Below are 18261 nucleotides of genomic sequence, written 5' to 3'. Positions count from 1 at the left end.
AAATATTATGTTTTTTGATTATTTACTATCTACCACCACTTCGCGTTGATCCTGTACTTGATCTAGAACTAGAACTGCTAGAGCTGCTAGACGATCGTGTTGGAGCAGAATAACTTCTGCTGCTACTCGATGAAGATCGACTACTGCTATTGTAAGACCTGTTTGTGCTACTGTTACTATTGTAAGTAGGTTGGGTTCTGCTATAGGTATTCGAATTGTTGGTTCTAGTAGCATTATAATTTCTACTTGTTCGTGTTGTTTGGTATGATCTTCTACTTGAAGTATTCGCTGTATTGGTTCTAGACTCACTATTTCTAGTTAAGTTTTGATATCTACTGCTGTTAGTACTCGAATTGTCTCTTGTAGCGCTATAACGCGTGCTGTTTAAATATCTGTTATTGCTGTTGTAAGCCAAACCTCTTCTGTAACCCATATTATTTCCTCGGTATCCATTATTATGATACCCTTGGTTCCAATATCCTGGATAGCCATAGTGACCTCCGCCGTAACCGTAGCCATAACCCCAGCCACCGCCGTAGCCCCAACCTCCATAATAAGGAGGGTAATAACCACCGCCCCAGCCCCAGAAAGGTCTGTTCCAGCCGGCATAACCCCAACCATAACCATAACCGTATCCAAATCCGCCACCATACATAAATGGATCGTTATTATAAATAGTTATAGAAACACCTTCTGTTTCTTGTCCCCATCCACCATTACCATTGTAATCGTTTTGGTTCGTGTATGTATCTGTATACGCATTACTTTGGTACGTTTCTACATCTGTAAATACAGAATCTTGTTCCATTTCTGCATTATAACTTTCTATTTCTTCATTTTTATCTTTGAAATAGTTTTTATAATACACATTTTCTGCAGTGTCATAATCTTGGTAAACCACAACTCTGTTATTGGGAGAACCGTATATTCCATCGTTATTTTGCTGTGTATAATATTCTTGCGAACTTCCACAAGATGAAAGCACAAGCAAGCTGCAAAGCATTATAAAAAATGGAGCCTTTTGTGTTAATGTATCTTTATATCTCATATCGGGAGTGAATTTATTGTTGAACATAACAAAAATAGTTAGTTTTGCTGAACTATTTAATGTATTTAACATAGTGGCAATATTTATGCCACAACTAAGATATGAGTAAAAAACTTACAAAAAGAGCAGAAGACTACTCCAAATGGTATAACGAATTGGTAGTAAAGGCTGATTTAGCTGAGAATTCTGCCGTTAGAGGATGCATGGTTATTAAACCATATGGTTATGCTATTTGGGAAAAAATGCAAGCCGAATTAGATCGAATGTTTAAAGAAACAGGACATCAAAACGCATACTTTCCATTGTTTGTCCCTAAAAGTTTATTTGAAGCTGAAGAGAAAAACGCAGAAGGTTTCGCAAAAGAGTGTGCAGTAGTTACACATTACAGATTGCAAAACGATCCAGATAACCCTGGAAAATTACGTGTAGACCCTGAAGCAAAACTAGAGGAGGAGTTGGTTGTTAGGCCTACAAGTGAAGCTATTATTTGGAACACCTATAAAGGATGGATTCAATCGTATAGAGATTTACCGTTGTTAATTAATCAATGGGCAAATGTTGTGCGTTGGGAAATGCGTACACGTTTATTTTTACGTACGGCCGAATTTTTATGGCAAGAAGGGCATACAGCTCATGCCACCGAAGCAGAAGCTATAACCGAAGCGGAATTAATGAATAATGTGTATTCAAACTTCGCAGAAAATTTTATGGCCATTCCTGTAATAAAAGGATTGAAAACGGAAAGCGAGCGTTTTGCAGGAGCAGTAGAGACCTATTGTATAGAAGCATTAATGCAAGACGGAAAAGCACTACAAGCAGGAACGTCTCATTTCTTAGGTCAGAATTTCGCAAAAGCATTCGATGTCAAGTTTACATCTAAGGAAGGAAAGCAAGATTACGTTTGGGCTACCTCTTGGGGCGTGTCAACACGACTAATGGGCGCTTTAATTATGACGCATAGTGATGATCATGGTTTAGTACTGCCTCCAAACTTAGCGCCAAATCAAGTTGTTATTGTTCCTATATATAAGACGGACGAACAATTTGATGAGGTTTCTGAAGTAGCGAATACTATTATGAGCGATTTAAGAGCTCGAAATATTTCTGTAAAGTATGATAATCGTACAACTTATAGACCAGGTGCCAAATTTGCACAACATGAACTACAAGGTGTGCCATTACGAATAGCTATAGGACCTAAAGATCTTGAGAACGGTACTGTCGAATTGGCAAGACGAGATACATTAACTAAAGAAGTTGTGGCTTTAGATGCACTTACAGATGTTGTAGAGGGATTAATGACTACAATTCAAGACGATCTTTATAAAAAGGCATTTGATTTTAGAGCAGATCACACCACTAAAGTGGATACTTTTGAGGAATTTAAAGATGTTTTAGAAAAAACTGGTGGTTTTATTTTAGCCCATTGGGATGGGACTAACGAGACCGAAGATAAGATAAAAGAGATCACAAAAGCGACAATACGTTGTATACCAGAAGATTCGGTAGAGGAGTCTGGTGTATGTGTCTTTAGTGGAAAGCCGTCTAACAGACGTGTGTTATTCGCGAAAGCATATTAATTTTAATTTTTTTTCAAAAAACTTTCAAATATTGTTGTGACATTCAAAAAAGGTTGTATATTTGCACCCGCAATGGGATAATTAGTAACAACAAATCACATTGAAAGTTTTTTGAAAAAATGTTTTGCAAATAAGAAATTAAGTTTTATATTTGCACACTCAAAAAAAATAATGGCCCGTTCGTCTATCGGCTAGGACGCCAGGTTTTCATCCTGGTAAGAGGGGTTCGACTCCCCTACGGGCTACAATCATTTAATAAGAAAAGATCAAAATGGCAAATCATAAGTCATCGTTAAAAAGAATTAGAAGTAACGAAGCTAAACGTTTAAGAAATAAATATCAGCATAAAACGACTCGTAATGCTATTAAGAGATTACGTGACGCTGAAACAAAGGAAGATGCTCAAGCGTTATATTCTAACGTCGTATCTATGATCGATAAGTTAGCAAAGAAGAATATAATTCATGTTAACAAAGCGGCAAACCTTAAATCTGGTTTATCTAAGCATATCGCTGAACTTTAAGACATACCTAGTTATATAATAACAGAAAGCTTCTCAGAAATGAGAGGCTTTTTTGTGTTTAAAATATTTCTGAACTCAGTCTAGCATGAAGTAGAAGTATTTTAAACAATACTAACTAAACTGTATCCTCACTACAGGTATGTGGTTTATGAATTAAATAATATTACAATGCTTAGGGAGTTAAAAGTCTTTTTAGAAGTATTTGTGGTTCTTTTAATATAATCATTCAAAATAGAGCTGTAATTACATTTATTAATGTATTAAGTAATACATATTATTTTTTTGTTCTCGACTCCGCTCGAACACCCTGAAGCGACAAGACGTTTTATTGACTTTTTCTCATTTATAACTTTTCGAGATTGCGCCGACATTTGTTTAATAAAACAATATGATGCATGTTCTGTTCTCGACTCCGCTCGAACACTCTGAAGCGACAAGACGTTTTGTTGTCTTTTATCTCATTTATAACTTTTCTAGATTTCGCCGACATTTGTTTAATAAAACAATATGATGCATATTCTGTTCTCGACTCCGCTCGAACACCCTGAAGCGACAAGACGTTTTGTTGTCTTTTTCTCATTTATAACTTTTCTAGATTTCGCCGACATTTGTTTAATAAAACAATATGATGCGTGTTCTGTTCTCGAATCCGCTCGAACACCCTGAAGCGACAAGACGTTTTGTTGTCTTTTTCTCATTTATAACTTTTCTAGATTGCGCCGATATTTGTTTAAATAAAACAATATGATGCATGTTCTGTTCTCGACTCCGCTCGAACACTCTGAAGCGACAAGACGTTTTATTGTCTTTTTCTCATTTATAACTTTTCGAGATTGCGCCGACATTTGTTTAATAAAACAATATGATGCATATTCTGTTCTCGACTCCGCTCGAACACCCTGAAGCGACAAGAGGTTTTGTTGTGTTTTTTCTCATTTATAACTTTTCGAGATTGAGTCATATATAGCTGTTTTAAAAAGGATGTGAAAGGAGTTCAGGGGTAATTAAGAACAATATGCCCTTAAACCGTAAAATTGAAATAAAAAAAATCTCAGATTATTTAAATCTGAGATTTTTAGTTTTAAGAGTTATCTACTTTAAAAGTGGAGACCCTGTTTAGTATTTGTGATTTTGGTTACTCAATAATAACACGTTTGCTTACAGATGTTCTATCTGCTCCATTCACTTTAAGAATATAAATTCCTGAAGCTATTTCCGAAACATCGATAGCGTTATTAACTAAGTTTGAAGCAGAAAGTACTTTAGATCCAAGTACATTGTATAATTCTACAGAGTTAATTTGAGTACCGTTTCCAGATTTAATATTGATGCTTGAACTTGCAGGGTTAGGGAATACTTTTAAACCAGCTGCAAATGCATTGTCACTTACAGATAATGTAGATCCTATGTTTTCTAAAGTTATTGAATAAACATAATTTGTTGCATCACCAGTAGACCAATTATAGTCTCCGTAACCGGCATTACCACCAATTCCTCTAGACATGATAGCAATACTTGTTTCATCTCCACTATTAAAAGTGTATTGATAAAAAACGCGATTATTGTCTCCTGGATATTTAATAATTTCTTCAATTAAATTGTTTTCAGTTTTTTCAGTTTCTGAAATGTCACGATAACCAAAATCTCTTTGAGGTTGTTCTGTGGCATCTGTATAATAAGTAGGAGAATAATCCTCAACATAAGCAGAACCTTTAAGTATTCTAATTTCTAAATCACTTGGGGTTTGGTCATCATCGACACTATCAATTCGTCCTTCGTAAGTTAAAATGTAGTATTTATTTGGTACAACTGCTATTTCTTGATAAATTAAATCAGCTTGTCCAGCATCATATTTTAAAGCATTTTTGTCAGGATCGTTAGCCTCGTTATATTCCTTCTCTTCAGTCGTAAGTCCTGATGTAGATGATCCCGGTTGGTCTCCTAAATCTTTGTTGATCCATTGTGAACAACCACATTCACTCCCTGAGCTTTTTGCGATTTTATAAAAATTTCCATTTTGCACAACAGGTTGTGTTTCTTGAGCAAATACAGATAATGATGCCATTAGGCATAGTGAGAGTAGAGTTTGTTTCATAGTCTTTGTTTTTAAGTGTTATAATATTTGTTTTTTTGATTGGATAACCAATCTGGTTAACCAAATATATGAAAAAAAATGATGCAGAGATTTTTTATTTTTAAAGTCGCAACAAAACAGCTTGTATATAATTAATTTTATGCTTAAAACAGTTTAATATTAAGAGTATGATAAAATATTAACGGATATGACGGATTTGAGGTTGAAGTCCGTGTTTACTAACATTAGAGCCTTTTTTACTAAGAATAAAATATAAGTAATTGTTAATGAGGTGTTAGGTGTTTAATTGGGCTCTTTTTTTTAAAAAAAATCTCAAGTGATATATCACTTGAGATTTTAAGTATTATTTATAAATATTTAATGCTATACGATTTGCACCGTACTTACACCATTACTTTTCTTTGTAATTTGAATTTGAGTTGGAATACGTTCTTTTAAATTCTCGACGTGAGAAATAATCCCAATTAATTTGCCTTGAGATTGTAATGTTTCCAAGGTTGTGATTACCGTTTCTAAGGTGTTATTATCTAAAGTTCCGAAGCCTTCATCAATAAATAAAGAATCTATTTTTACGTTTTTACTCGCTAAATCCGATAATCCTAGAGCCAGAGCTAAGCTAATAATAAACTTTTCACCACCACTAGACGTATCAACCAATCGCACTTGATCCGTTTGGTAATGATCAATTAAATTAAAATTAAGCTCTTCCTTAGGCTTGTAATCGGCTTCCATTTTTAAAGAATAGCGCTTATTTAAATTGTATAGATGCACGTTGGCAAGATCTAACAAATGTTTTAAAGTTAAACGTTGTACATAGACATTGAATGCATCTTTAGAATTTCCTATTAATTTAAATAAAGCTCTCCAAGTGCCACATTCTTTTTCTTGTTCAGCTATTTTTTTGTAAATGTCCTGATTTCTGTTTCTAATTTCTTGGTCTTTTCTAAAGGCTTCTTTAATCTGACCTTTTGTAGTAGAATATCCATCTCTTTTCGCTTTTAATTCACTTAAAGCCAATTTACTATCTGCTTCCGACGTTTCAAAGTTTTTAGCTTGGTTTAGTTTTTCTAATGCTTTTTTATGTTCCTCTTGTAGTGTCTTTAACTTGAGTTGATTATCCTTTAATCGCTGTTTTGATTGTGTAAATCTCTGTTTGTCTTCTGGAGTTAAAAGTGCTTTTTCTATATCCTCTCTATTTAAGAAACTACTTTCCTTAAGCAAGGATTGAAGTGTATTGTCTAAAGCTGATTTTTCTTTGTCTAAAATTTCTAGGTCCATTACATATGATTTTTGCAATGTCTCTTTTTCTCTCTTGGTGTCTAAAAGGCTTTGTAATTCTTTTTTTGAAGTATCTAGGTTTTTTGTTAATTGAGTAATGGTATCCGATAATTGTATTCTTTTACCTTCTACCGTAACTTCTAGTGGTAATATAGCAATTCGATCTGCTTTTATTTTTTCTGCTATTATTCTACTTTCTTCTAGCGCTTTTGTGTATTCTTTTTCAGAATTAATATAGGTCACCAACTGCTTATCTAGGTGTTCTAATGCCGTATTACCTACAGTAATTTTCCCTTTAAGTGCTTCAATATCTTTTTGTGTTTTATTGAAGTTTTTAATTTCTTTCTTTAAGGCTTCTATAAACGAATTTATATGGTCTATTTCTGGTAATTTATAGTCGAATCTAGATAGCTTTGAGATTAGATTTTCTTCCAGAACGGCAGTGGTCTGCGTTAATTTTATAATGGATTTTTGCCTTTGCTCAATTTCTTCATCGGCATTTTTAATAGTTTCACTTAGTGTCGTGTCCTTTGTTTTAAAGACTTCTATCTCTAATTTTAGTTTATCGAGTGTTTTGGATAAATCATCTTTTTGAGATTGTAATTTCTGAGTAGATTTAATGGTCTGGTCTAAAGCTTCTAAAGTGTTTCTACATTGACTTAACTCAATTTTTATTTGTTCAGAATCTGTTAATTCGCAACTTAATTCTAATGATTTTGCTTTTAATTGAAGTGCTGTAATATCTGCATTTATGGTTTCTATCTGAGAGCTATAATTTTCAATTTGCGTTTTTAATGCAATTTCTTTTTTCTCTAAATTGGATTTAGATTCTGTTAGTGTGTTTAAGTATGCACGTCGTGTTTGTACCTCTAATTCTGATTTAGAAACGCCAGCAGTTTCCAAATGTTTTGTAAACGGATGCTCTATAGAACCGCATAATCCACAAGGCTGTCCTGGTTTTAAGTGCCTACGATCTGCATCGTATTTGGCAATACTTTTCTCTAATTCTAATATTTTTTCGGCATCGCTAACTGTAGTGTTTTGCACGACTATTTGCTTAGTTAAGCGCTCCAGTTCTGTTTGAAACTGTTTTAATTCTAATCGCAGTTTTTGTGTATTCGTGGTGCACTTTTCTAAAGAGGCTATTTCTTTTAGCGTGTCTTCTGCATAGTTTTTAAACAGCTTCCAGTCGGCTTCAGTTTTAGATATTTTATCTTTTTTAGAGATAAGATCGGACAATTTATATTTATCTAATTCTAGAGAAATGGTTTTAATTTCCGAAGCAATAGTTTCTATCCCTGTTGTAGAGTTTTTAAGCAATGTTTTATTGTTATCTAATTCGGAAGTCCTTAATGCTATAGCTTTCTGTTTGTTTGTAACGAAAACAGCATGATCATTTAAGGTGTTTTTAGAACTTTTTAAAGTGGATAAATTTGCTGCCCAATTAGATAATTCTGCGTCGACTTCTAGTAAATATTTATTTTCAGAAACAAAATCTGCTTTTGTTTTGATTTCCGATTCTGTTAGAGTTAATGCTTTAGAACGTTCCGATTGTTCCTCCTTAGTCGTTTTAATTTCGAGTTTTAATGCGACTAATTTTTTTTCAGATTTTATTTGATCATCCGTTTCTACTTTTAGCGCACTATCTAATTTTGTAATGTCGTCAAACTTCGGTTGCCAATCATTAAATTCTTTTTTAGATGCTTCTAATAATACGTTTTGTTTTGTACTTAATTTATCTAAAATTTCAATCTTAGGGTTTAATGCCGTTAACTCCGCCTGTAGTTTTTGTAATTGGTTGGCTTTTTCTGTACTGTGCTTTTTATTGGTATTAAAATTCTGAATGAGTTCTTTAAACGGTTCTGCTTTTTCATTCAAGTCTAATAAGTCAAATTCTTGTTTGTTTTTTTCAAGATGACTCGAGATTATATTAGCATGTTCTTCGAGTTGTTTAGACTGAACTGCTAACTCTTCAGATTTCACATACCAACTTACAATTTGTTGAAGCGCTTCTAATTGGTTTTCAGAATCTTTTAATTGTGTATCTAGTTGATTATTTCTTTCATTTAACTCGTTTTTAGCATCATCTGTCAACACATCATCAGCATTAATCTTAGCTTGAATATCTTTCAGTTTAGTTTCTTCTAAAGATTTTCGGTCTAAAATTCCTTGTCCGATTTTTTTGTAAATTTCTTCACCTGTAATTTGCTCTAATAGCTTTCCTTTCTCTGTGCCTTTAGCCGATAAAAATGAAGCAAATTCACCTTGCGCAAGCATAACAGATCGTAAAAACTGACCGTAATCCAATTGTGTCACGGTTATTATGTCGGCAATAACAGCCCGTTTTTGTGACGATAAAATGGTGTTTGTAGTTAGATTCTTTAAACTCACTTCTTCCTGCGGATTGGCATACGGGCGTCCGGTAGTATGATGGGCTAAACGCATTTGCCAAGAGGCTTCGTAGATTACATTTTCATTTTCAAAAGTAACACGACTAAAAGCATGATTAGCACCGTGACTTACAACATCTAACAATGTACCTTTAGAATTGTTAAATCGAGGTACACTGTGGTATAAGGCGATAGTAATAGCATCTAAAATAGTGGTTTTTCCTGCACCAGTAGATCCTGTGATGGCAAATAAACCAACATCTTTAAAATGGTCGTCTTCAAAGTTTATAACACTTGGAGAATCCGATTTTAATGAATTTATATTCTGTAATTCTATTTTTAAAATTTTCATGACTAAACGCGCTTATTGGTTTCTAACTGCTTGTAGGATTTCTTCAAACGCATCCATAACTTTTGGGTTTTTGTCTAAGTCAAAATCCATTTCTTTACATTTTAGTTTAAAAACTTCTGTAGGTTGTAATTCTTTAATCGATTTGCTATTAGCTAAGAGTTCTTCGATGCCTTTAATTTTTCGTTGCTTTTTTAAAGAAATTTTTAAAATTTCGAAGGTATAATTCTCAGCTTCTTTTTTTAATTCATCTGTATTTATAGAATGTGGTTCGTCTAATACAATTTCTATCCAAGGTGTTAAATTATAATTGTTGGTCTCTATCTTTACAAATTGGGAAATACAGTCTTGAAGTGTTCCCGATAATCTTTCAATGTTTCTAAAATCAGGAATAATATCGTCTGCAATGGCTGAGATTTTATTGTTTTCTAACGTTAATACAATTACTTTTTTATCGTAATTAATTTCACTAAAACTTAACACATTTGGAGATCCAGAATATCTCACTTTCTCGTTTCCTCCAATTATTTGTGGTCTGTGTAAATGTCCTAGTGCGACATAATCGAAGTAGGCGGGGAAATCTTCGGCACCGATATGGCCCAAAGTACCAACATATATGTTTTGCTCACTATCCGATACAGAGCCTCCCATGGCGAATAAATGTCCCATGGCTATAACAGGAGCTTCCGTAATATTAATTTTTTGGCAGTGTTCTGCAACTCCATCATAGTGATGTATTAATGCCGTTTTATATTTGTCGGTTAGCTCTTCAAACGTTTCACCAGCGGTAGCGCGTCTGATATCGCCATCTCGTAAAAAAGGAACCGCTCCAATAATTACTTTTTCATTATTAATATCAATTTCAAAAACTTCATCTTCTATATGCTCAGACGCCTTTCCTATAACCTGTATAGACAATGCTTTTAGTAAATCTTTTGGAGCATTCAAAGTACCAGGCGAATCATGATTTCCCCCTGTGATTATTACCGACTTACAGTTTGTGTTTTGAAGTTTCATCAAAAAATTATAATACATGTGTAAGCTTTGATTGGATGGCGAACCACTATCAAATACATCTCCCGAAATTAATAAGACATCAATATTTTTAGTCAGGATATAGCTTTCCAACCACCCTAAAAATAGTAGTTGTTCCTCTACTTGAGATTGTTCGTGTAATCTGTGTCCTAAATGCCAATCGGCAGTATGAAGTATTTTCATGTCGTTTAATTTAATTTTTGCACATTCCGAATGTCTTTCAACATAAATGATATGAGTAGGGGAGGTACTACAAATGTGGGAATTTATAATCCATTCATTAATTATTCAAACATAATGAACGTTCCTTTAAAAAGAAATATTTAATACCGATAGATTTTAATCGAAGTCATTTTTTAATGTAGGTATAATTGACGTTGATTTGTTTTGAGAACTTTAATATGTAAACGTATAGATAAACTATTATAGGTCAGCGATTTTGAATGCGATGGGTTTAGAACGGGTTTTATATTGTTTTTTTAAAATAATTTCGTAAATGTTAACAGCATGCCTATCTTTGTGCCAACAATTATAATTTAAACAAGTTAAATATGAAAAAACCCACTATCGGATTTATCGGACTAGGCCTTATGGGAGGTAATATGGTTGAAAACCTTCAAAAGAGAGGTTTCGAACTAACCGTAATGGATCTTAATAAAGACGAAGTTGCAAAAGTTATCGCTCGCGGTAATGCTACTGAAGCTGCTACACCAAAAGAATTAGCTGAAAAAAGCGATATCATAATGTTCTGTCTTACAACTTCTGCTGTTGTAGAAAAGATTGTTTACGGTGAAGAAGGTATTTTAGCTGGTATTAAAGAAGGTTCTGTTTTAGTTGATTTTGGAACTTCAATTCCTGCATCTACAATTAAAATTGGTAAAGATCTTGCTGAAAAAGGCGCAGGTATGATTGATGCTCCACTTGGACGTACACCTGCTCATGCAAAAGATGGATTACTTAATATCATGGCCGCTGGAAATAAAGAGACTTTCGAGAAAGTTAAACCTGTTTTAGACGAACAAGGTGAAAACGTATTCTATTTAGGAGCTCTTGGTGCTGGACATACAACAAAGCTTATTAATAACTTTATGGGAATGACAACTGTAGTTGCTATGTCTCAGGCTTTCGCAGCTGCGAAACTTGCAGGAGTAGACACACAACAATTGTTTGATATCATGTCTTCTGGACCATCAAATTCTCCATTTATGAAATTCTGTAAGCACTACGCTGTAGATAACGTAAGTGATTTAGGTTTCTCTATTAATAATGCGAATAAAGATCTTGGATATTTTGTGCAAATGATGAATGATCTTGGTTCAACTTCTGCAATTGCAGAAGCGACTTCTTCTAACCTTCAAGCGGCAGTAGCTGCAGATATGGGAAGCGGAAATGTGCCAGAAATCTTTGATTATTTCGTGAACTTAAAGAAATAATTTAAATATCCCTTTTTGTATTAAAAGGGATGTTTTTTATAGAGAAAATAGATACAAAGAATTGTATATTAAATGTTGCGTGTTTGTAAGCCATAATTTTTCGTAAAGAAATCTGACTTATAAAACACGCAATTTTTTTGTTAAAAAGTTAAAGCGGAATTGATATTATTCGCCATTATTATTTTTTACATAAATTAATTTATGTTTGCTTTTTTGATTTACTCTTTGGTCTATTTCGAACTCTCCAATAGATTTTATTAAGGGAGTAAGTTTTTCGAACCCATAATTTCTTGAGTCAAAATTGGGTTGCTTTTTTTGAAGTAAACTTCCAACGTCTCCTAGAAAAGCCCATCCATCTTCGTCTGATAAATCTGAAATAGTTGTAGCGATTAGTTTGGTTACCTTTGGCGTAATTTTATCGATACTATCTTTTATAAGATCTTTCTGGTTAATATTTTCTTTCTTTTCGGTTTCGGTTTGCTTTCTTATTATTTCGATGTAGATAAATTTATCGCAAGCCACGATAAACGGATTTGGTGTTTTTTTCTCTCCGATGCCTATCACTTGCATACCAGCTTCTCTTAATCTGGTTGCTAATTTGGTAAAATCACTATCGCTAGATACAAGACAAAATCCGCTTACTTTTTCGCTATAAAGAATGTCCATTGCGTCAATAATCATCGCAGAATCGGTCGCGTTTTTACCAGAAGTGTAGGCATATTGTTGGATAGGCGTAATGGCATTCTGTAACAGTAGGTTTTTCCATTTGGATAAGTGCGGACTTGTCCAATCGCCATATATTCTTTTAATTGTTGGATTGCCATATTTTGCAATCTCTTCCATCATTTCCTTAACGTCGGCAGATGGTATATTGTCTCCGTCTATTAATACGGCTAAATTCATATTCAAGTTGTTTTTTTGTATGACTTCTTATTAATACTGAAGTTGCTTTTTATTGAATCAGATATATTCAAGCATAGGAACTAATTTAGCGAAAAAGGATGGAATTAGAATGTATTCCGAAAGAATTTATATTTAGACTATAAATTAAATGTGATAACCCATTTTAAAAAGTCTGCTGTTTTAAAGTTTCGGTAAATTAAAAGGTAGAAGCAGAGATGTTATATTTCGTTATAACAGTTTGTTTTTAAGGGAAACCTACAATTTGATCGTTTTTTCTTAAAACTATAACCTTTTAGCAATCGTAAATACAAATTCACTGTATGAGCCGAGTTCTGATGATACTGTAATTATGCCGCCTAAACTTTCTACAAGATTTTGTACTGTAGACAAACCTATACCGTGCCCTTTCTCTCCCGTATTGTCCAAATGACCAATTGTGACAAATAATCCAAAAATAGTTTCAAGTTTTTCTTTTTCTATTCCTCTGCCGTTATCACGAATTTTAAATTCATAGAAATCGTTATTATCACGTGCTTCTATCTCTATAATCGTTTTTTCCTTATCTCCATATTTAAGACTATTACCTATTAAATTAATGAAAATTTGTTGTAGAGCCGTGCTATTACAATTGATATCAATATTTTTTTCAGGCGTTAAGATTTCGCAGTTATCTTTAATGCTCATTAAATCTATAACATCTTCTAATAAGTCGTTAATTCCAAATTGTTGGGTATCATCTATATCGTATGAGATACATTCATAATGGTCTAAAATTTTTGTAATGTAATCACTCATAGAAAGGGACGACTTTTTTAAATAGTCTAAATATTCCTTTCCCTTATCATCTATCTCATTACTATATTTCTTTTTTACAATATCAGAAGTTAGTATTAAATTGGCCAATGGCATTTTAAGGTCGTGAGAGACTACACTGGCAAATTCTTTTAGAAGTCCGTTATGTTTTTTAAGGCTTTCTTTTGTAATCGTTAATTCGTTATTCTTCGTTCTTAACAGTAAAAGTCTTTCTACTTGTTTCCCTAATTTCTTTAATGCCTCTTTTTGTTCGCTAGTAAGAGCGTTAGGTTTATGGTCAATAACGCAAAGTGTGCCCAAAGGAATTCCTTGCTCTGTATTTAAAGGTATCCCTGCATAAAAAATTACGGGGGTTTCAATCTGGGTCAGAGGATTGTCTATAAAACGTATGTCTTTTCTTGCATCGGGGACTTCTAAGATCTCTAAAGGGTCTAGTATGGCATGTGCACAGAATGACATATCTCGAGACGTTTCGCAAGCTGTCAATCCTTTTTTTGACTTAAACCACTGTCTGTCTGTGTCGATAAGTGAAATTAGTGAAATGGGGGTACTGCAAATAAAGCTTGCCAGTTCTGTTAGATTATCATAATCATCATCTGCAACAGTATCTAAAATTTTAAGACTATTTAAAACTTCAATACGCTCCGTTTCGTTGTATGGTAATTTAGCAGGAATCATTTTTTGTTGTTGAGGATTGGTTTATCAAAAAATAAAGGTAATCATTTTCTTGATTTTCACAATCCGAAGTTTTTATTACATCGAATTAGACGTTTAAATGTAAATTCTAATTACCACTGCTTGTCTCTCAAAATTTATTAAATAATGTAGTAGATGTAGTTCTAGAAATAAGGTTTGCTTTTTGATAGATTTGAATTACTGTATTTGGATGTATTTGTTTTACCACAGTATTTTGTTGTGTTTAGTTTTTATTAAATTTAGCTAGATAATCATCGAAACTGCTTGAGTTTTCTGGTAAATCAAAATCACCATTCTTTGGTGCGGCAGTATGACCAAATACGTTATAAAAATTTTCAGATTCCTTAATCCAAAATACGGAAGTCGTTCCAGTACTTCCTGGACTATTATCAGCACCGAAATTTCTGGAATAAATTTCAGATTCTAATTGAGAATCTAGAATTTTAAAATCAAGACTTTTGCTAGATATTTTGTTATAACAGACATACATAAATTGTCCGATTGAATTATAATTAAAATTAAGTACTTGGCTCAACACATTTGAATTAATTAAATTTCCATTTCAGTTCCCAATCCAGAATTATATGTACGATGTATTCTGTTGTTTAATACTTTTAATTTGTTATTGCTATTAGCTATAAAATCAAAACTATTGTTATGTGTTAATTCACCGTTGTTGTTATAAACTCTACATATTTGATTCGCATACCCTTGACCTTGGATAAAATTATTTCTACCAAGTAAGTAAACATTATTGTTTTCAAAATAAACATCATCTACTGTGGGATAATCGGGATTTAAATCGACTTTTTGGGTATTTATAGAATTTCCAGACAGATTAAATATCTTATAATTTAGAGTGTGTTCCTGCGAATCCCAAATCTCGGTGTATGCTAGAAATCCACTTGGATGACTTCTTAGGTTTGCATAAATTGTCTAGTCCTGAAATATTGCTACAGGTTTAAAAATATATTTAGTCAGATAATTGATATACCATATTGGGTATTTTATAATTTAAAGATAAATGTAATCTGATTTGGTTGTATAGATGAATTGCATTTTTTTATGTAAACCTACCTACGGCAGTTGGGTAAAACAAAGCTTGCTGTGATATTTATGAGCGTATAGTCTCCAAAGGAAAGAGTAAAAAGTTAGCATTAATAGCTGTGTGTAATAAGCTACTAAGACAGGCCTTTGCTATAGCCAAATCAGGGTTAACTTATGATAATAATTACAGAAGTGTTTTAATGGAAAATTAATGAATTTTTATTTGTTTTTTGCCACAGTAATTTGTTAGCACCAGTTATTTTTTCTTTAGTTCAATTAATCCACCTGATTTGCTTAAGAAGTCATCTCCGACTAACATTGGACGTAAAGATAGGATTAAGTAAATTGTCTAAGAATTGACAAATGGCAGGTAATAGAAATAAAAAAAGCTTCCAATTTCTTGGAAGCTTTTATACTCTAGTGACCTCGACTGGATTCAAACCAGTAACCTCTTGAGCCGTAATCAAGTGCGCTATTCAGTTGCGCCACGAGGCCCTTTTTTGTGGGTGCAAATATATGAGGTTTATTAAAGTCTACCAAATTATTTGACTTTAAATTTTAATAAAAATCATCTATAATTTTTACACAAAAACGAATCACTGTGTAATGTTTTGTGATTCAGTATGTTTTAAACAATTTCTGCACTTAAGCCTGCTTCTAATAATTTAGAACAACGCGGCTCTAATTCTTTATACGGACCCGTTTTTACAGTGCATTTGCCCTTATAATGTACAATTATAGAACATTGCTCTGCTTGTTCTGGTGTATGTTGACATACATAAACAAGCGTTTCTATAACATGATCGAAGCTATTTACGTCGTCATTATACAACACAATTTCATTTTCTTTCTTCTCCTTGGTTTCAACGAGAACCTCTTCTAATACTTCTTCTCTAGTACTCATTTTAAACTTTTTTACTAATTTAAAAATTTTAGAGCAACCCAATTATTTCGCTCTATTTTTTCGCTTAGTTTTAACATATTGGCATTACATTCTGCCTCAATGGTCGGAATATCATCATTATAAAAGCCACTTAAAAATAAAGTTCCGTTTTCATTTAAACAAGAGGCGTAAGTTTTAATGTCGTTTAATAAGATGTTTCTATTAATGTTTGCTATAATAAAATCGTAAGATTTTCCTTCTAATAAACTCGCATCACCTTCGTAAACTGTGATGTTGTTACAGTTATTGCGCTCTACATTTTCCTGACTGTTTAAATAACACCAATTATCGATATCGATAGCATCTAAGGTTTTAGCACCTCTCATTTCTGCCAGTATCGCTAAAACGCCAGTCCCACATCCCATATCTAAAACAGATTTACCTGTAAAATCAGTTTTTAAAATGTGCTGAATCATCATATGTGTAGTTTCATGGTGTCCTGTACCAAAACTCATTTTAGGCTCTATAATAATATCGTACGCCGTATCGAACTTATCATGAAAAGGCGCACGAACCGCACACACATCATCTACAACTATAGGGTTAAAGTTCTTTTCCCATTCTTCATTCCAATTGGTTTGTTCAATATCTTCGAAAGTGTAAGTGATTTCAAATTCGTCTGATTCCAAAATTTGAATATCTTCAAGAATGTTATCATTCCATTCTTCCTTCTGAATATAGGCGGTAACACCAGTTTCTGTTTCAACAAAGCTCTCAAATCCGGCATAACCCAATTCTGCGATTAATATTTCTACACCTGGTTGTAAAGGCGTTACTTTAAATTCGTAACCTATATATATTTCTGCCATGTAATTTTTTTGACAAATTTACTAAGTATTACGCAGATACCGTTAAATTTGTCCTAAAACTAAACAGTCATGAACAAAATTATTGTTGCCCTTGTATTGCTTGCTATTGGTTTTACTGCAAAAGCACAAAATGACAATGATATTAAGCTCGCAGCTTTGCCTTATTATACCTTCGGAAAAGGGGTTGGGTTAACGTCGCCAGACAGTATTTTTAAGCTAAATATTCGTTTTAGAATGCAAAACCGTGCGACGTACCTCGAATCTGATACCGATAAAAATGGCGTGGAAGCAATGGTTAGACGTATGCGTTTAAAATTCGATGGATATGTTGGAGATCCTAAATTTGTGTATGTTGTACAATTGTCTTTTGCGCCTGGCGATGTAGGTGTGATAGAAGATGGCGATAATATAAATATTATTCGAGATGCGGTTGTGTTTTATCGCCCTAACGAACATTGGAATATTGGTTTCGGACAAACAAAATTACCGGGTAACAGGCAGCGTATAAACTCTTCTGGAGCGTTACAGTTAACAGACCGTTCTATAAATAATGCGAGTTTTAATATCGATCGTGATTTTGGTTTGCAAGTGTATTATCTAAATGAAAAACCAGAAACATTCTCATACAATATAAAAACAGCGATTTCTACCGGTGAAGGTCGGAATTGGACAAAATTACCGGAAACAGGATTGGCATATACAGCGCGTTTAGAGTTGTATCCGTTTGGTTCGTTTACTGATAATGGTACTTTTTTTGAAGGTGATATCGCTCGCGAGCCAACTCCGAAACTAATGCTTTCTGGAGTGTATCACTACAATGATGGCGCACGTAGAACGCGAGGTACTTTAGGATCAGAGTTGTTTGAACAACGCGATTTAACATCTCTTTTGTTTGATGCTATAGTGAAATATAATGGTTGGGCTTTCCAAACGGCTTATATGAAGCGTATGGCAGACAATCCGATTACTTATAATCCGGAAGATACTAGCGAGTTTCGTTATGTCGTTGCAGGGGAAGGATTCGATGCACAAGCGAGTTATATTTTTCCAAATAATTATGAAATTATTGGACGTTACTCTAATCAGAAACCAAATCAGGATGTGGATTTAGTGATGCCGGAAACAAATCAATACAGCTTGGGGGTTACCAAATACATCTGGGAGCACAGTTTAAAGCTTCAGGCCGAATTAACGAAAACAGATTTTACGTTGAATAGTAATGATACTGATAGTTGGTACTTGCGTTTTCAGGTCGAAATCGGAATCTAATGTATTAATTATATAAAAAAAAGAGGCTGTCTTTGTAGTAAAGACAGCCT

Annotated in this window: 13 protein-coding genes, 2 tRNA genes and 1 pseudogene; 6 read left to right on the top strand and 10 right to left on the bottom strand. The window is 33.5% G+C overall.

Features of this window, described 5'->3' with window-relative positions; genetic code table 11:
* Nucleotides 1-25: 25 nt before the first annotated feature.
* Nucleotides 26-1120 (bottom strand): hypothetical protein, encoded by a 1095-nt coding sequence (locus ACFFVB_RS18085; RefSeq protein WP_382384657.1) that lies wholly within the window; start codon nucleotides 1118-1120, stop codon nucleotides 26-28.
* Nucleotides 1121-1149: 29 nt separating this feature from the next.
* Between ACFFVB_RS18085 and proS the strand changes: the two genes are divergently transcribed.
* From proS to rpsT, 3 genes are all read left to right on the top strand, one after another.
* Entirely contained in the window at nucleotides 1150-2628 is a 1479-nt protein-coding gene (gene proS, locus ACFFVB_RS18080; RefSeq protein ID WP_382384656.1) for a proline--tRNA ligase, read from the top strand.
* Nucleotides 2629-2801: 173 nt separating this feature from the next.
* A tRNA-Glu gene (locus tag ACFFVB_RS18075) sits at nucleotides 2802-2873 on the top strand.
* 26 nt (nucleotides 2874-2899) lie between these two features.
* Nucleotides 2900-3151 carry a 30S ribosomal protein S20 gene (gene rpsT, locus ACFFVB_RS18070; protein ID WP_382384655.1) on the top strand — a complete coding sequence of 84 codons (252 nt, stop codon included), beginning with the start codon at nucleotides 2900-2902 and terminating at the stop codon, nucleotides 3149-3151.
* Between the two features lie 1135 nt (nucleotides 3152-4286).
* Here the strand turns inward: rpsT and ACFFVB_RS18065 are convergent.
* The 3 genes from ACFFVB_RS18065 to ACFFVB_RS18055 all read right to left on the bottom strand — a co-directional run bounded on the left by ACFFVB_RS18065 (nucleotide 4287) and on the right by ACFFVB_RS18055 (nucleotide 10481).
* Nucleotides 4287-5246 (bottom strand): T9SS type A sorting domain-containing protein, encoded by a 960-nt coding sequence (locus ACFFVB_RS18065; RefSeq protein ID WP_382384653.1) that lies wholly within the window; start codon nucleotides 5244-5246, stop codon nucleotides 4287-4289.
* 363 nt (nucleotides 5247-5609) lie between these two features.
* The gene (locus ACFFVB_RS18060; RefSeq protein ID WP_382384652.1) at nucleotides 5610-9266 is read right to left on the bottom strand and encodes an AAA family ATPase; all 3657 of its coding nucleotides are present in this window, start codon (nucleotides 9264-9266) and stop codon (nucleotides 5610-5612) included.
* A gap of 12 nt (nucleotides 9267-9278) precedes the next feature.
* Nucleotides 9279-10481, bottom strand: coding sequence for an exonuclease SbcCD subunit D C-terminal domain-containing protein (locus ACFFVB_RS18055; protein ID WP_382384650.1), 1203 nt, complete (start codon nucleotides 10479-10481; stop codon nucleotides 9279-9281).
* A gap of 368 nt (nucleotides 10482-10849) precedes the next feature.
* On the opposite strand from ACFFVB_RS18055, the gene ACFFVB_RS18050 reads away from it, so the two are divergent.
* Nucleotides 10850-11731 carry an NAD(P)-dependent oxidoreductase gene (locus ACFFVB_RS18050; protein ID WP_382384649.1) on the top strand — a complete coding sequence of 294 codons (882 nt, stop codon included), beginning with the start codon at nucleotides 10850-10852 and terminating at the stop codon, nucleotides 11729-11731.
* Between the two features lie 165 nt (nucleotides 11732-11896).
* Here ACFFVB_RS18050 and ACFFVB_RS18045 read toward each other — a convergent pair whose 3' ends face one another.
* The 3 genes from ACFFVB_RS18045 to ACFFVB_RS18035 all read right to left on the bottom strand — a co-directional run bounded on the left by ACFFVB_RS18045 (nucleotide 11897) and on the right by ACFFVB_RS18035 (nucleotide 14678).
* Nucleotides 11897-12640 (bottom strand): NYN domain-containing protein, encoded by a 744-nt coding sequence (locus tag ACFFVB_RS18045; RefSeq protein ID WP_382384647.1) that lies wholly within the window; start codon nucleotides 12638-12640, stop codon nucleotides 11897-11899.
* Nucleotides 12641-12916: 276 nt separating this feature from the next.
* Nucleotides 12917-14125: a sensor histidine kinase gene (locus ACFFVB_RS18040; protein ID WP_382384645.1), complete on the bottom strand. Its 1209-nt coding sequence runs from the start codon at nucleotides 14123-14125 to the stop codon at nucleotides 12917-12919.
* A 241-nt stretch (nucleotides 14126-14366) separates the two neighbouring features.
* Nucleotides 14367-14678, bottom strand: a complete 312-nt coding sequence (locus tag ACFFVB_RS18035) for a hypothetical protein (RefSeq protein ID WP_382384644.1) — start codon at nucleotides 14676-14678, stop codon at nucleotides 14367-14369.
* A 559-nt stretch (nucleotides 14679-15237) separates the two neighbouring features.
* On the opposite strand from ACFFVB_RS18035, the pseudogene ACFFVB_RS18030 reads away from it, so the two are divergent.
* A pseudogene (locus tag ACFFVB_RS18030) lies at nucleotides 15238-15402 on the top strand (IS110 family transposase); the annotation flags it as partial.
* A 209-nt stretch (nucleotides 15403-15611) separates the two neighbouring features.
* Here ACFFVB_RS18030 and ACFFVB_RS18025 read toward each other — a convergent pair.
* The 3 genes from ACFFVB_RS18025 to prmA all read right to left on the bottom strand — a co-directional run bounded on the left by ACFFVB_RS18025 (nucleotide 15612) and on the right by prmA (nucleotide 16942).
* Nucleotides 15612-15685: transfer RNA gene (locus ACFFVB_RS18025), tRNA-Arg, on the bottom strand.
* Nucleotides 15686-15818: 133 nt separating this feature from the next.
* The gene (locus ACFFVB_RS18020; protein WP_382384642.1) at nucleotides 15819-16094 is read right to left on the bottom strand and encodes an ATP-dependent Clp protease adaptor ClpS; all 276 of its coding nucleotides are present in this window, start codon (nucleotides 16092-16094) and stop codon (nucleotides 15819-15821) included.
* Nucleotides 16095-16108: 14 nt separating this feature from the next.
* Nucleotides 16109-16942 (bottom strand): 50S ribosomal protein L11 methyltransferase, encoded by an 834-nt coding sequence (gene prmA, locus ACFFVB_RS18015; RefSeq protein ID WP_382384640.1) that lies wholly within the window; start codon nucleotides 16940-16942, stop codon nucleotides 16109-16111.
* Nucleotides 16943-17011: 69 nt separating this feature from the next.
* Here prmA and ACFFVB_RS18010 point away from each other — a divergent pair, with 69 nt between their 5' ends.
* Entirely contained in the window at nucleotides 17012-18211 is a 1200-nt protein-coding gene (locus ACFFVB_RS18010) for a porin (protein ID WP_382384638.1), read from the top strand.
* The last annotated feature ends 50 nt before the right edge of the window (nucleotides 18212-18261 follow it).

The sequence above is a fragment of the Formosa undariae genome (genome assembly GCF_042427615.1).
Taxonomy (GTDB): domain Bacteria; phylum Bacteroidota; class Bacteroidia; order Flavobacteriales; family Flavobacteriaceae; genus Formosa; species Formosa undariae.
Note: the sequence above shows the minus strand (reverse complement) of the source record. Positions and strands in the feature narration are given on the sequence as shown.